12 protein-coding genes are annotated in these 14,983 nt (G+C 62.1%); 3 read left to right on the top strand and 9 right to left on the bottom strand.

Annotation, left to right across the window (positions count from 1 at the left end; translation table 11 throughout):
- Window positions 1-24 precede the first annotated feature (24 nt).
- The 5 genes from EWM57_RS13285 to EWM57_RS13305 all read right to left on the bottom strand — a co-directional run bounded on the left by EWM57_RS13285 (window position 25) and on the right by EWM57_RS13305 (window position 8,019).
- Window positions 25-1,650 carry an MFS transporter gene (locus EWM57_RS13285; protein WP_129921640.1) on the bottom strand — a complete coding sequence of 542 codons (1,626 nt, stop codon included), beginning with the start codon at window positions 1,648-1,650 and terminating at the stop codon, window positions 25-27.
- A 119-nt stretch (window positions 1,651-1,769) separates the two neighbouring features.
- Window positions 1,770-3,611 carry an alpha-amylase family glycosyl hydrolase gene (locus EWM57_RS13290; RefSeq protein ID WP_129921641.1) on the bottom strand — a complete coding sequence of 614 codons (1,842 nt, stop codon included), beginning with the start codon at window positions 3,609-3,611 and terminating at the stop codon, window positions 1,770-1,772.
- Window positions 3,612-3,738: 127 nt separating this feature from the next.
- On the bottom strand, window positions 3,739-4,446 hold the full coding sequence (locus tag EWM57_RS13295) for an SDR family oxidoreductase (RefSeq protein ID WP_129921642.1): 708 nt from the start codon (window positions 4,444-4,446) through the stop codon (window positions 3,739-3,741).
- A gap of 79 nt (window positions 4,447-4,525) precedes the next feature.
- Complete coding sequence (locus EWM57_RS13300) at window positions 4,526-6,418, bottom strand: alpha-amylase family glycosyl hydrolase (protein WP_129921643.1); 1,893 nt, start codon at window positions 6,416-6,418, stop codon at window positions 4,526-4,528.
- A gap of 167 nt (window positions 6,419-6,585) precedes the next feature.
- Window positions 6,586-8,019: a hydrolase gene (locus tag EWM57_RS13305; protein WP_129921644.1), complete on the bottom strand. Its 1,434-nt coding sequence runs from the start codon at window positions 8,017-8,019 to the stop codon at window positions 6,586-6,588.
- 532 nt (window positions 8,020-8,551) lie between these two features.
- Here EWM57_RS13305 and glgP point away from each other — a divergent pair.
- A complete protein-coding gene (gene glgP, locus EWM57_RS13310) occupies window positions 8,552-10,207 on the top strand; it encodes an alpha-glucan family phosphorylase (protein ID WP_129921645.1) in 1,656 nt (551 codons plus the stop codon).
- A 241-nt stretch (window positions 10,208-10,448) separates the two neighbouring features.
- Here glgP and EWM57_RS13315 read toward each other — a convergent pair whose 3' ends face one another.
- Window positions 10,449-11,129, bottom strand: coding sequence for an arylesterase (locus EWM57_RS13315; RefSeq protein ID WP_242510060.1), 681 nt, complete (start codon window positions 11,127-11,129; stop codon window positions 10,449-10,451).
- 159 nt (window positions 11,130-11,288) lie between these two features.
- Here EWM57_RS13315 and EWM57_RS13320 point away from each other — a divergent pair, with 159 nt between their 5' ends.
- Together EWM57_RS13320 and EWM57_RS13325 are read left to right on the top strand one after the other, a co-directional pair.
- Entirely contained in the window at window positions 11,289-11,612 is a 324-nt protein-coding gene (locus EWM57_RS13320) for a thioredoxin family protein (protein WP_129921646.1), read from the top strand.
- An 8-nt stretch (window positions 11,613-11,620) separates the two neighbouring features.
- Entirely contained in the window at window positions 11,621-11,863 is a 243-nt protein-coding gene (locus EWM57_RS13325) for a DUF6952 family protein (protein ID WP_129921647.1), read from the top strand.
- An 80-nt stretch (window positions 11,864-11,943) separates the two neighbouring features.
- Here the strand turns inward: EWM57_RS13325 and EWM57_RS13330 are convergent, their stop codons facing one another.
- The 3 genes from EWM57_RS13330 to crtD all read right to left on the bottom strand — a co-directional run bounded on the left by EWM57_RS13330 (window position 11,944) and on the right by crtD (window position 14,902).
- A complete protein-coding gene (locus EWM57_RS13330; protein ID WP_129921648.1) occupies window positions 11,944-12,558 on the bottom strand; it encodes a TetR/AcrR family transcriptional regulator in 615 nt (204 codons plus the stop codon).
- Window positions 12,559-12,590: 32 nt separating this feature from the next.
- Window positions 12,591-13,280 carry a carotenoid biosynthesis protein gene (locus EWM57_RS13335; protein ID WP_129921649.1) on the bottom strand — a complete coding sequence of 230 codons (690 nt, stop codon included), beginning with the start codon at window positions 13,278-13,280 and terminating at the stop codon, window positions 12,591-12,593.
- Between the two features lie 134 nt (window positions 13,281-13,414).
- Window positions 13,415-14,902, bottom strand: coding sequence for a 1-hydroxycarotenoid 3,4-desaturase CrtD (gene crtD / locus EWM57_RS13340; RefSeq protein WP_129921650.1), 1,488 nt, complete (start codon window positions 14,900-14,902; stop codon window positions 13,415-13,417).
- Window positions 14,903-14,983 lie beyond the last annotated feature (81 nt).

The following is a 14,983-nucleotide window of genomic DNA, read 5'->3' on the forward strand; positions in this document are numbered from 1 at the left end:
TTCTTTTAGCTTCGGCGCGGCTTCTTACACCCGGGGCACGGTGGCCGTGGGCGTGTCGTAGCCGGGCGAGTCAATAATCTGGGCGCCGGGCTTCACGTCGTCGTTGTCCTTGACCCAAAGCGTGAGCAGGCCCGCCAGAATCATCGATGCGCCGCCCAGGGCCAGGGTATTGAGCGTGTTGCCCTGAAACAGGTGCATAGTGGCCCAGCCCAGCAGCGTGGCGGCCACAATCTGCGGAATCACGATAAAGAAGTTGAACACGCCCATGTAGTAGCCCATCCGGTTGGCGGGCAGGGAGCCGGCCAGAATGGCGTAGGGCATGCTCAGAATGCTGGCCCAGGCTACGCCCACCATGGCCATCGAAACCATAATCAGCTCGGGCGAGGAAATAATCTTCAACGACAGCAGCCCTACGCCCCCGATGAGCAGGCAGAGCATGTGGGTGAGCCGCCGACTGGTACGGCTGGCAATTAGCGGGATGATGAAGGCAAACAGCGCCGCCACGCCGTTGCGCACCGAAGAAGCCAAGCTCAGCCAGTCGGCGCCGTTGTTGTACTCGGCCTGCACCCGCTTCAGCTCAGCCTGCTCCCGGGCTTCGGCGGGGGCGTGGGTGAGGTAGTAGTTGGCCATGTTGATGGTGATGATCTTGGACGGGTCGGCGGCCTGGAACTGGTTGATTTCCTTCACGTCGTTTTGCAAAGAGCTCAGCTCCTTCTTGTCCTTGTCGGTGGTGGCCCGCTGCTGGGCGGCCGAGATGAAGCCGGCCACCTTGGCGTAGAGGCCATTATCCACCTTCATGTTGTAGATGTTGCTGGTCACGGCGTTGGTGGAGTAAATCCACATCGAGAACAAGGCAAACCAGGTAAAGAACTGCACGATGGCCAGCTGGCGCATGGCCGTGGGCATGTGAAACACCCCCATGAACGACTCCTTGATGCCGTCCAGAATGCCCACCTGGGCATTTTCGCGCCGGAACTCCTCCATGTCGGCGGGCGGGGTCTCGGTGGAGGTAAACACGGTATAGAGCACGGCCAGAATGAAGGCCACGCCGCCGGCATAAAAAGCCCACTTCACCGAAGGTGGAATCTCGCCGCTGGGGGCCGTGTTGCTGAGGTGAAACCAGTTGTTGAAAATCCAGGGCAGGGCCGCGGCAATGACCGAGCCGACCCCGATAAAGAAGCTCTGCATGGCAAAGCCGCTGGTGCGCTGCTCACTGGGCAGCTTGTCGCCCACGAAGGCCCGGAACGGCTCCATGCTGACGTTGATGCTGGCATCCAGAATCCAGAGCATGCCGCCCGCCATCCACAGGGCCGAGGAATTGGGCATGATAAACAGGGCCAGCGTGGCCAGAATAGCCCCGATGGCAAAGTAAGGCCGGCGCCGTCCCCAGAATGGATGCCAGGTCCGGTCGGAGAAGTAGCCAATGATGGGCTGCACTAGCAGGCCGGTCAGGGGCGCGGCAATCCAGAGGATCGGAATGTCGTCCTTGTTGGCGCCCAGGGTTTCGAAGATGCGGCTGACGTTGGAATTCTGCAGCTCGAAGCCGAACTGGATGCCCAGAAAGCCGAAGCTCATGTTCCAGATCTGCCAGAAGCTCAGGCGGGGTTTTTGGCGGGTCTCTTGGGCCGGAGCCGCTACGCTGGTTGCCATTGGGGGAATTTTGGGGAAGAACTTAAATAATAGAGCGGAGAACGTAGAGGGGAGAACTCAGAAGGAAAAGGCCGGAAACGATTTTAAGCGCTAAGCTCTCCCTCTAAATTCTGACCGTACTACTTGGGGTTTATTTCCAGCACGTAGGCGCTCAGCGGGGGCAGCGTCAGGGTCAGGCTTTCGGTGGCCGGGGCGTTGTTGAGCAGGTCGGTGTAGGTGTAGAACTTGTCGGGGTCGAGGCCCATGGCCAGCAGCGCGGGCTTGGGAATGTCGATGGTGGGCTTCAGGGTTTTGTCCTTGCTGAAGTTGGCAATGATGAGCAGCTTCTGCTTGTCGGTGTAGCGCAGGTAGCTGTACACGAGGCGCTGGTCGTACTCCTTGCCCAGGTTGTTGGCGTCCTGAAGCTCGTAGAATTTGCCCCGGCGGATGGCGTCGCTGGTGCTGGTCAGGTTGAGCAAACGGGCGTAGAAGTCGCGCAGCATTTTCTGATTCGAGTCGAGCTTACCGCCGTCAAACTTGCCGCCGTTCATCCACTTCTGGTGCTCGGGCACGCCCCAGTAGTCGAAGATGGAGGTGCGGCCGTCGGCGCTGCTGAAGCCCTCGGCCCCGTTGGCGGGCTCCCCCACTTCCTGGCCGAAATACACCATCACCGGCCCCGAGCCCAGCGTGGCCGACACGGTCATGGCCGGAATGGCCGTGCGCGCGTCGCCGGCAAACTGCTTGGAGGCAATGCGCTGCTCGTCGTGGTTTTCCAGAAAGCGCAGCATCCGGGAGCCGAAGCCCCGGCTCTCCTTGCTCCAGACGGTGGTAATGTCTTCGGTGGTGCCCGAGCCGGTCATCAGCCGGCGCAGGCCGTCGTAGAGGCCCACCTTGTCGTAGAGGTAGTCGAATTTGCCCTTCTCGAGGTAGTTTTTATACTCCTTGGGGTTGTAGGCCTCGCCCATAAAGACGATGCCGGGCTTCACCTTTTTCACCTCCGGAATCACCCAGCCCCAGAACTCGATGGGCACCATCTCGGCCATGTCGCAGCGGAAGCCGTCGACGTCTTTCTGGGCCCAGTACACGAGGATGTCGCGCATCTTCAGCCAAGTGTCGGGGATGGGCTCGAAGTGCCCTTTGCGGCCGTTCTGGTAGTCGACGCCGTAGTTGAGCTTCACGGTTTCGTACCAGTCGTCCACTTTCGGCGCTTCCGAGAAAACGTCGTTGCCGGTGGCCTTGGCGGGGTTTTCCGTGAACTTGCCGTCTTCCTTCGGGCCCAGCGCGGCCCCGAGCGGGTTGCCGGCCTTGGGCACCACGAGGGCCTTGCCGGGCAGGTAATAGAAGTTGTTGTTGGGCGCGAAGGCCTTGTTTTTGTCGTCTTTCTCGCCCAGGTCCACGGTGCCGGCGGGCTTGGCGTTGGAGGCGTAGGAGCGCGCGACGTGGTTCGGGATGAAGTCAATAATGACCTTGAGCCCGTTGGCGTGGGTGCGCTTGACCAGGGCCTCAAACTCCTGCTTGCGGTTTTTCACGTCCACGGCCAGGTCGGGGGCAATGTCGTAGTAGTCCCGGATGGCGTAGGGCGAGCCGGCCCGGCCCTTCACCACGTCGGCATCGTCGGGGCCGGGGCCGCCGGCCTTGCTGTGGTCAGTCATGGTGGCGTGCTCCAGCACCCCGGTGTACCAGACGTGGGAGGCCCCCAGCTTCTTGATTTCCTGCAGGGCCTTGTCGGTGATGTCGTTGAACTTGCCCACCCCGTTTTCGGCCGCGGTGCCGTAGGGCTTGTTCAGGGTTTTCTTGTTGCCAAACAGGCGGGTCATCACCTGGTAAATCACCAGCTTATGATCCTGGGGTACTTCGTCGGTCGTGTTGGGGTCCGCGAGGGCAAGAGGTTCGGTCACGGCAGTGGTCGGGGGCGAAAAGGGAAAGGCGAAAGAGGCCAGGGCCAGCGTAGCCGCCGCAGCCGGCAGGAGCAGTTTCTTCATAGAGGCGGGGAAGATAGGCAATGGTGAAATGGTGAAGTGGTGAGATAGTGAGTTTTATGTTCTGTTGGCGCGGTTTTGCGCCGCCCGAACATAAAACTCACCATCTCACTATCTCACCACTTCACCGCTAATACTCCTGCGTGAGGGGGTGAATCATGAGCTCGTCGACGACGACGTGGGCGGGGGCTTCGAGTACGTAGCGCACGGCCTGGGCAATGTCGGCGGGCTTGAGGTGGGTTTTCTCGGTGTCGGGGTTGCCGGGCTTCGAGTCGTTGAAGTAGGTGTCGACCAGGCCCGGGTAGATGGTCGTGACCTTGATGCCGAAGGAGCGCACTTCCTTGCGCAGGGAGCTCAGCACCGCGTCCTGGGCGTACTTGCTGGCCCCGTAGGCGGCCCCGTGCTGGAAGGTGCGCTTGCTCACGTCGGAGGCAATGCCCACGATGTGGCCGTCGTGCTGGGCCTTGAGGTAGGGCAACACGGCCTTGCAGAGCAGGAACGTGCCCCGCACGTTGACGGCAAACATCTGGTCCCATTCTTCGAGGGTGAAGTGCTCGAGCAAACTGAACGAGCCCACGCCGGCGTTGCAGATCAGGATGTCGATGCGGCCGAAGTTGCGGATGGTTTCGGCCACGATATGCTGGGCGTCAGCCTCATCCGACACGTCGGCCGTGATGGCCAGGCCGGCAGTTTTGAGGGCTACTTCTTCCAGCTCTTCGGCCGTGCGGGCCACGCACACAACCTTGGCGCCCTGCATGGCCAGCAGCAGGGCAATGGCCCGTCCGATACCGCGGCTGGCTCCGGTGACGATGGCAACTTTGTCGGTTAAGTCAGTCATGAGCAGTGGAAATTAAGGGTTAGCACCACAGATACATACAGTTCAGGACGCGAAAAATCCCGGTAGTGTTCCGCTTCGGCTACTTTTTCAGCTCTACCACCCAGGCCGTGTGGGCGGGCACCCGGAAGCTGGCCAAATTCGGCAGCACCGCGCCCGAAACGACCTCGGTGCCCGTCCGGAAACCGCCGAGACGCTCAGCGAAGCGGCTGCCGTCCACGGTTTTCTCCTCCTTGGTGTTGTTGGCCATTATCATCACGCACTCGCCCTGGTCGTTGTAGCGGAAGTAAGTGTACACGCCGTCCTGGGGGATAAACTGCATCAGCTTGCCGCTGCTCAGCACGGGGTGAGTCTTGCGGTAGGTGGCCAGCTTGCTCACGTAGTCGAAAGCCTCGCCGGCGAGGCCGGGCCGGGAAGTGAAGTAGTTCACTTTGTCGCCGGGCCAGCCGCCGGGGAAGTCTTCGCGCACCTTGCCGTCGGGGTTGGCGAAGTTCTTCATCAGCACTTCGGTGCCGTAGTAGAGCTGGGGCGTGCCGCGCAGGGTCAGCAGCCAGGCAATGCCGGTCTTGAACTTGTTGAAGTCCTCGCCGATGACGGAGTAGAAGCGGCTCATGTCGTGGTTGTCGAGGAAGGGCACGTTGCGGGTGGCATCCACGTAGAGCCAGTCGCCCTGCAGGGCGTGGTAGAGTTTGCTCAGGTCGCCATTCTCGGTTTTCAGCGCGTCCTGAATGGCGAAGCTGATCTGGAAGTCGAGCAGGCCCGGCAGGTTCGACTTAAAGCCGTTGACGGGCGGCAGAATGTTCTGGGCAAAGAAGGCTTGCTCGGCCTCGGTGCCTTCCCAGGCCTCACCGAACAAGGCCAGCTTGGGATATTCCTCCTGCATGGCCTTGCCCCAGGCCATCAGAAACTGCGGGTCAGAATACGGGAAGGTGTCGATGCGGTAGCCGTCGAGGCCCGTAGATTCCACCCACCACAGAAAGTTCTGAATCAGGTAAGTAGCCACCAGCGGGTTGCTCTGGTTCACGTCGGGCATCGTCGTGTCGAACCAGCCGTCGTTGAAGAGCTGGTAGTCGCGCTTCGAGCCGTAGGGGTCGTTGAGGGCGTAGGCGTTGTAGTTCGAGCGGGTGAAGGTGGGAAAGGCGTGGAACCAGTCGGCGCCGGGCTTGTCCAGAAACAGGTAGTGGTAGGAGCCCCAGTGGTTGAGCACAATATCCTGCACCACTTTCAGGTCTTGCTGGTGGGCGGCCCGCACAAACTGCGTGTACTCCTCGTTGGTGCCGTAGCGCGGGTCAATCTTGTAGCCGTCGGTCACGGCGTAGCCGTGGTAGCTGGCCCGGAGCATGTCGTTTTCCACCAAGGGCGTGGGCCAGATAGCCGTGGCACCCAACTGCTTGAAGTAGGCAAAGTGGTTTTGAATGCCGCGGATGTCGCCGCCGTGGCGGGCGTACATCGTGTCGCGGGAGACGGTGCGGGCGCGCATACCCTGCACCACGTCGTTTTTCGGGTCGCCGTTGCTGAACCGGTCTGGCATCAGCATGTAGATGAAGTCGGCCTGGGTGAGACCCTGCACGCGGGCGGGGTCGGTACTACGGGCCCGCAGCTCGTAATCGTACTTGAGCTTGGTTTTGCCCCCGTCGAAGCTGAGCTTGAGCTTGCCCGGTTTGGTCTGGGACGAAATCGTGAGGTTGACGACCAGGTAGTTTGAGCTTTCCAGCTTCTGGGTGCCTTCCAGCGTCACGCCGGGGTAGGCCGCCAGCGTCAGCTTGCTTTCCGCAATGCCGGGGCTGTGCACCAGCAACTGGAGCTTGGGGTTTTTCATGCCCACCCACCAGAAGGTTGGGTCGATGCGGGTGGCGCCGGTGGCTTTAGCGGGCGCAGCGGCAGGCGGCGGGGAAACGGCCGCGGCCGTGGTAGCCAGGGGGGCGGTAGCCAGCAGCGCCCCGGCGAGCAGGGGCAGAAAGGTCGGGAATTTCATGAGCGGAATCAGGTCAAAAACGCGGAGACACGGCAAGGTAACTTTAGCAGCCGCAGCGTGCAATATTGCTTTCCGGATGAGTTTTGAAAACGCTGTTTGCAGCCGGATTTGGCACAAAAAAGCCCCGCGGCGAAGAGCGCTGCGGGGATTTTTGTTGCGGAGTTTATTTATTGTTGCTTGGCCAGCCAGAGCGAGGCATTCATATGCAGGCGGGCGTGGCTGGCCAGCTCCGTCCAGCCCGGGTACACCGTGTTGCCGGGGCTGCCCGTGCCGTCGTCGGCCGGCGAGGAATCGGCCACGACCACCACGCGGCCGGTGCCGTAGGTGCTGCTGGCGCACATGATGTTGGTGCTGCCCTGGGCCGAGGTGGAGCGCCAGATCAGCGGCGTGGCCGCCGAGCCCGCGGTCTTGGTGATAGTGGCCCCGTTGCTGTACTTGAGCTGTGTGACCACGCCCTGGGTGCCGTTCAGAATCGGGTTGCTGCCCGTCAGCACGTTGCTGGTCGTCTCCGAGATGTTGGTCAGGTCGATGCTGAAGCCGAAGGGGTTGGCCTGCACTGAGTTGTTGGTCATCAGGTCGTTCCAGATGGCCGGTGAGTCGTAGCCGTCGTTGTTGCGGTCCGAGATGTTGTGGTCCGAAATCATGAACAGGCCTCCGCCGTTTTTCACGAAGTTCACAATGGCCGCCTTCTCGCTGGCCGAGAACAGCGTGTTGGGCTCGTCAATCACGAACACGCTGTAGTTGGCCAGATCCTGGGGGTTCGAGGCGTTGCCGTAGGTGATGGCCGTGCCCGCGGGCAGGGTTTCCACCGAGTTGCCCAGCTTCACCAGCGCCACGCCCCAGGCCGACAGCGCGCCGCTCCAGTAGGTTTCCGAGGTCGAGGCGGTGATGCCCGAGGCCGCCGGGGTCGGGAAGCGCGGGGTCAGGCCGCCGTCCACGTCCGGGGCCCAGTCGGCGTTGCCGGCCAGCTCGGCGTGGGAGGCGTCGAACAGGAACTTGGTGCCGGCCGTGCCGCCCCCCCCGCCCCCACCGCCGCCGTACTGCTCCACGGTGATGTTGTCGATGTTGATGCGGTTGGTGCCACCCGATGTTTTGCGCACCTGCAGGCGCACGTTGCCGCTCAAATTCACCGTAAACGAGGCCGTACTCAGCGTGCTGCTGCTCGTGCTGACGGTGCTGCCCACCTTGGCGTAGGCCCCGCCGTTGGTGTTGGCCCACAGCTCCCAGGTGCTGCTGCCGTCGGTGCCGTACACGGCGTGGGCCACGGTCACGACGCCGGCGCCGGTGGTGGCATCAAAGTTCATGGCCAACGAGCCCACGTTGCGGATGCGGGCCGACTGCGCGCCAGTTTTGGCATCGGCGGTGGTGTTGCCGAGCAGGGCGTCGTCGAGGGTCCAGGAGCCGGAGCCCAGCGTGACCGAGCCCACGGTGTAGGCCGTCTTGGTGCCGGTTTCGAAGCCTTCGGGAAAGCCGGCCGACGACACGGCGGCCGTGCCGGTGGCCGCTGCGGGGGCAAGCTGGGGCTGGGGGGAGTCGTGCTGAGCGCACGAAACAGCCAGGGCCAGCAAGGGAGCCGCCCAGAGACGAGGGAAAAATCTCATAGAGTGTGGTTGGTGGGGAAGAAGGATGGAACAAAGCTACCGGGCAACGAAAGCCTGATAGTTGCCGGGTAAATTATCATTTTGTTAATAAAAACATCATTTGGTTTGAATATTGGTAATAAGTGCCGTAGCTGCTGCCGCGCGTGTTAGCCGCTGACTCAGAAAAGTCCGGTACCCGCCGCGAACCGGGTCTGCACGGCGGTCGGGCTGGTTTTGGTAAGAATGCTGGCCTATGGGCCTCTGGTTGGAAGCTGCGCAGTAGCGCCTCAGAGCCGGCCGGCCGGGCTGGGACAGATGCCAAAATCTTGTTGACGCCACCGCGGCCCGCGGTGAGGGAAAAAGCTCGGTCGGCGGTAGTCGGCGCCCGAACTGGGACCAGGTTTCGACGGCCGATAGAACTGGGCTCAGTGCAAACGTTTGCCCTGACGGTCACGGCATTCCGGTTTTTTTTTAGCCCGGATTGTACGGACCTTGGCGCCCCGAACCGGCCGCCGCGGGCGCCGGCTGAGGCCTCACATCTACTCCTTTTCTCATGCCCTTCGAGTTCAAACCATACGCTCCCGCCCCCGAATTTGCCCCGCAGGCCGCTTATTTCTCCATGGAGTTTGCCCTGGACCAAGCCCTGAAAACCTACTCCGGCGGCTTGGGCTTTCTGGCCGGCTCCCACATGCGCTCGGCCTACGAGCTTAAGCAGAACCTGATTGGTATCGGCATGCTCTGGACCTTCGGCTACTACGACCAGGGCCGCAACGAGGACCAGACCATGCGGGCCGACTTCCGCCACAAGTACTACTCCTTCCTGCAGGACACGGGCCTGGTGTTCCCCATCACCATCCACGGCGCCGACGTGAAAGTAAAGGCCATGTACCTGGCTCCCGACACGTTCGGCACGGCCCCGATGTTCTTTTTGACCACCGATATTCCCGAAAACGACTACATCTCGCGCACCATCACCCACCACCTCTACGACGCCGACCAGGCGGCGCGGGTGGCCCAGTCCATCGTGCTGGGCGCGGGCGGCGGCAAGCTGCTCGACCTGCTGGGCGTGAGCGTGGACACCTACCACCTCAACGAGGGCCACGGGCTGCCGCTGGCGTTTTACCTCTACGAAAAGCACGGCCGCAACCTCCAGGAAGTGCAGAAGCGCTTGGTATTCACGACCCACACCCCCGAGCTGGCCGGCAACGAGGAGCACCCCATGAAGCTGCTCACCGACATGACCTTCTTCGGCACCGTGCCCGCCGATGAAATCCGGCGCGTGGCCCGGGTGGAGCACAACGACATTCTCAACTACACGCTCACGGCCCTGCGCTTCTCGCGCAAAGCCAACGCCGTGTCGAAGGTGCACGGCATCGTGGCCAACGAAATGTGGGGCCACTACGAAGGCATCTGCCCGATTATCCCGATTACCAACGCCCAGAACGGCACTTACTGGCGCGACGAGCAGCTGCACGCGGCCCTGGAGGCTGGCGACGACGCGGCCCTGCTGGCTCGTAAGCGGGAGCTGAAAAAGGAGCTGTTTGCCTTCGTGGCCGACCAGACCGGCACCCTGCTCGACCCGGACGTGCTGACCGTGGTCTGGGCCCGCCGCTTCGCCGGCTACAAGCGCGCCGACCTGATTCTGCGCCACTTTGAGCGGTTTGTGAGCCTCGTGACCCAGGCCGACCGGCCGGTGCAGGTGATTTGGGCCGGCAAGCCCTACCCCAAGGACTACGGCGCCATCGGCATGTTCAACGACATCATCCAGAAAACCCGCCATCTGAAGCACTGCGCCGTGCTGACGGGCTACGAGCTGGGCCTCTCGGCGCTGCTCAAAAAGGGCTCCGACATCTGGCTGAATACCCCGCGCTTTCCCCGCGAAGCCTCCGGCACCAGCGGCATGACGGCCGCCATGAACGCCAGCCTGAGCCTGAGCATTCCCGACGGCTGGATTCCGGAGTTTGTGCGCCACGGCGAAAACGGCTTCCTGCTGCCCTTGGCCAACCTCAACGAGGCCGAGCACGTGAAGGACGACCTCGAAGCCACCGGCGTGCTCGACGTGCTCGAAAACGAAATCATTCCGCTGTACTACGGCCAGCCGAAGCAATTCCTGGCCGTGGCCAAAACGGCCATGCGCGAAGTGGAGCCCGAGTTTGAGTCGCACCGCATGGCCACCGAGTACTACGAGAAGATGTACACGGCGGAGTAGTGAAGTGCTGAGCTGGTGAGTTGTCGTTGCGCTGGCCCTGGCATTGCGAGGCGCCAGCTGAGGCAATTCGTCCTCGGAAATGTAGCCAGCTCTTTTTCCGCAAAAAGCCCCGACGTATGCATACGCCGGGGCTTTTCTGTTTACAAGGTTCAGCGCATTGCTCGGGACGGATTGCTTCGCGTTGCTCGCCATGATAGAACGTGCGAACGAAGCCGCGCCGCCAGAACATCAACTCACCACCTCACCTCTCCAGCACCGGGCCCAGCACGGCCCAGACGTTGTCGGCCAGGATTTTCTGGCCGGCCGCGTTAGGATGCACGCCGTCGGCCAGGTTCAGCTCGCGGCGGCCCAGCACACCCTGGAGCAGGAAGGGTACCAAGTCGAGGCTGTTTTTATCGGCCAGCTCCCGAAACAGGGCCTTGAAGTCCTGGGCGTAGCGGGCCATCCGGTGGCCGCCCAAAGGACCGAGGTCGAAGGGAAATTCCAGTCCCACCAGCACGATGCGGGCCTGCGGGTACTTCAGCCGTACCTGGTCGATGATGGCCTGCAGGTTCTGGGTGGTTTCGCGCACCGGAATGCCGCGCAGGCCGTCGTTGGCCCCCAGCTCCAGCACAAACACGTCGACGGGCTGCCGGGCCAGCACGCTGCCCACCCGCTGCCGGCCCCCGGCGGTGGTTTCACCGCTCACCCCGTAGTTGAGCGCCTTGTAGGGCAGCTGCAGTGAGTCGATGCGGGCCTGAAGCAGGGTGGGAAACGCGGCGCTGGCGGGTAGCTGGTAGCCGGCAGTAAGGCTGTTGCCAAAGAAAATGATGTTCTGCATAGGACGGGGCGCCAAGACCCGGGCGTGGTCGGTAAGGGAAGAGTCGGCGGGGCAGCAGGCGGTGAGCAGCAGGCCCAGGCCGAGGGCAAGAAGGTAAGGCATACGGCAGCGGAAGGCAGGAAGCTGAAAATCGGCGGGCACGGGGCAGCCCGTAAATTAATGCGCTGCCAAACTTTTTTGCCCCCAAAGTGCTTTAGCTTTGCAGCCAGATAAGAACTGTTCTTATCTGGCTGCCTTTCTTCAAGCAAATCACATTTCGTAATGTCCGTTACCAAAGCCACTGACGCTGACTTCAAGCAAATCCTCGAGTCGAACGAGAAAGTAGTTGTTAAGTATTACGCCGACTGGTGCGGCAACTGCCGCCTGTTTTCGCCCAAGTACAAGCGCATGGCCGAAGCCGAGCACAATCAGGGCGTGGCCTTCCTCGACGTGAATGCCGAAACCAGCCCCGAAGCCCGCAAGCTGGCCAACGTGACGACCCTGCCCTTCTTCGCTATTTTCCGCAACGGCGAACTGCTCGACACCGTGTCGGCCAGCAAGGAAGAAGCCGTAGCCGAGCTGGTGAGCAAACTCAGCCTCAACTAAGCCGAGCCATGAAAATCCCCGCCATTAAGCGCCTGGTTGAGTCGCAGACGCTGGCCAGCCTGGTCGAAGCCGAAGAAGCCCTGCTCGATGAGCGCAAGCCCGGCTTCGAGGTGGAAGGCGAAGATGACGGCGAGCAGCTTACCCACATCTTTGCCGCCATCTTCATCCTCAACCACATGAAGGACCACGGCTCGGAGTTCAAGGATGCCCTGCGCGAGTACACCAAAAAGGTGCGCGTTTCAATCAGCTAATGCTGGCTAACCAGATAGCACAACAAAAAAGAGGAGCCCACGGGCTCCTCTTTTTTGTTGTTGTTGTGACGGCTGGGTGGCTACATGCGGGCGAAATAGGCCGAAGCTGCTTTCAGACCTTCCTCGGTGCACAGGCCGCGAATGTAGTACAGGTAGACGCTGCGGAAAACCTCGGCCACGTCGTAGCGGCTGGGCGGAAAAATCTGCTCGTTGAGCATCATAAACAGCTGCTCGACAATGATTTTGCTGACCAGCGTGATGTTGATGTCGCCGCGCATGGCCTTGAGCACAATGGCCTCGTTGATCAGGGCGTGGAGCTGGGGCTGGGAGTACTGGGTCAGGTGCTGCTGGCCAAGCTCCCAGGCCTGGGGATAATGCTGAATCAGGTCGGAGAAGTAGTCGGGGGCCTTCACCTTGCGCAGGTCGCGGATACCGATTTCAAGCAGACTCAGCAGCCGGGCCACGGGATTGGTTACGGTCTGGTAGAGCTGGGCGTGCTCCCGCTTCTGCCGGTCGATGTCGTACTGGGTGGTTTGGAGGACCAGGTCGTCCTTGTCGCGGAACATCTCGCGAAAGGTGGTGGGGGAAACGTCGAGCGTACTCAGAATTTGCTCCAGGGGCAGCTTGCTGATGCCCTGGGTCTGAAAAAGCGCGTGCGCCTCCTCCAGGAGGGTTTCGCGTAAAGTTTGATTCATAGTAAGGGAGCGGGAGAGCGGACTGTCGAAAGTTAGCGAATAAGCCAACCAAGACCGAAGAAAAATAACAGCTGGAGCAAATACACGAACGGCACCAGCGGGTTGCGCTTCACAAACTCGGTCCGGTTGAAATACACCTGCAGAATCAGGGCAACGGCAAACCAGCCCTTGAAGTTCTGCAGTGGAATCCGGTTGAACTGCCAGCTCCAAAAGTCATAATGCACGGCCACGGGCTCGATGCAGACGTCCATCCCCACCATGAGCCCGGCCGCCACCAGCGCCCGCACGAAGCCCGGCACGGGCAGGAAGCGGGCCAGAATACCGGTCATGTAGGTTAGCAGCAGCCAGTTGAGCCCGATGATGACCGGCACGCCCAGCCACTTGGTGCCCAGCGTGGCGCCGTACTCGTACACCCCGAACAGCTTACCGGTCTGGATGCCGACGACCTCCACGAAGAAACCCACGGCCATAACCACCACGCTGAACACGCTGAATATGGGGCCGCGGTCGGGTTGGAACAGCCACAGCAGCAGGGCCGTGAGCAGCAGGTTCAGGGGCACAAACTGCAGGTAGAAGCCCGGATTCTGGGAAAAGGCCAACCCTAAAAAGCCCGTGGTGTGAAACAGCAGCAGAATGGCCTGGGCCACGCGCAGCCGGCGCCGCTGGGCATCGGGCGCCACGGGGGGTACGGGCAGGTGTTGGGTTGATTCGGGAACAGGCATTAAGGCAAATGCTGAATGTGAAGGGGGTGAATGCTGATTGGTACAGAGTGGGTTAGCGTACCCTGCGGGAGTTGGCCGCCCGAATCCGGATGTGGGTGCAAGCTACGGCAAGCCTTTACCCCAGCACTCAAAAATCAAATAAGGTCCGCGACAATCTTGGCCGACAGCAGGCACAGCGGAATGCCGCCGCCGGGATGCACGCTGCCCCCGCAAAAGTACAGCCCGTCTAGCTTACTTGAGAAGTTGGGGTGTCGCAGGAAAGCGGCCAGGGCATTGTTGGACGAGCTGCCGTAGAGCGCCCCGCCAAATGAGGACGTGCGCTGCTCAATGCCCCGCGGGTCCCAGACGTGCTCGGCGCGCAGCAGGGCCTCCACGTCGGTGCCCAGCGTGCGGCTCGCCTTGTCCAGTACGGCCCGGCGGGTGGTTTGGATTAGCGCATCCCAGTCCTGGCCCTCGTTGTGGGGCACGTTCACCATCACAAACCAGTTTTCGTGGCCTGCCGGGGCGTCGGTGGGCGTGAGCTTGGACGTCACATTGACGTATATCGTGGGGTCGGCGCTGACGGTTTTTTCCTGGAAGATGGCCTTGAATTCCTGCTGGTAATCCTGGGAGAAAAAGATGTTGTGCAGGCCCAGCTCGGCAAACTCCCGGGCCACGCCCCAGTAGAAAATCAGCGCCGACGAGGAGCGGGGCTGGCCGAGGGTGCGCTCGGGTGCGGGCTGGCCGGGCAGCAGGCGGCGGTAGGTTGGCACCACGTCCATGTTGCTGACCACGAGGCCGAAGTCGTACACGTCCCGGGCCGTGCGCAGGCCCGTCACGTGCCCGCCGGCCGTCAGAATTTCTTCCACCGGCTCCTGGTAGCGGAACTCCACCCCCAGCTCCTCGGCCAGCTCCACCAGGCTCTGGGCAATGCGGTAGATGCCCCCTTCGGGGTAAAAAGCGCCGATGCCGTGCTCGAGGTGGGGAATCAGGCTGAGCGTGGCCGGGGCCTGGTAGGGGTCGGAGCCGTTGTAGGTGGCAAACCGGTCGAAGAGCTGCACCAGGCGCGGGTCGGCAAAGGCGCTGGCGTGGCGCTGGTGCATGGTGCTGGTGAGGCCCAACCCGGGCAGGGCCGCCACGGCCTTGAGCACGTCGGGGCTGAAGTAGGTAGCGGCCTTGTGCAGGGACTTGCGCAGAAATGTGCTTTCGGTGGCCGCGTAGGCCCGGCCGCTGCGGCGCAGAAACGTTAGCACATCGGCGGCTGGGGTGCCAAGCTTGGCTTCTACCTCGGCGGCAAACTTTTCCTCGTCGGCCCAGGCCGTGAGGTGGGTGCCGTCGGCGAAAAAGTACTGGGTTATCGGGTCGAGGCGTTGGTAGCGGAAGTGCTCCTGGGGCTCGCGCCCGGCCAGCCGAAACAGCTCATCGACCAGGGCAGGCAGGGTAAAGAGCGAAGGGCCCGCGTCGAAGCGGTAGCCGCCGGGCAGGCTAAACTGGTGCATCTTGCCCCCGAACGTGTCCTGGGCCTCGAATACCGTGACGCGGTGGCCTTTCAGGGCCAGGCGCACGGCGGTGGCAATGCCGGCAATACCGGCCCCGATGACGGCGGCGGGCTGTTTGGGAGCGGGGCTTCGTTTTTTGGTCACGAGGTAGTAACAGCGGCGGCGGACCGCGGTTTCGCCAGTCGTGTCGACCGGGCACCTGCGGATTCAGGTTTACCCCGGCAA

This window comes from Hymenobacter persicinus, from assembly GCF_004167665.1.
Lineage (GTDB): Bacteria > Bacteroidota > Bacteroidia > Cytophagales > Hymenobacteraceae > Hymenobacter > Hymenobacter persicinus.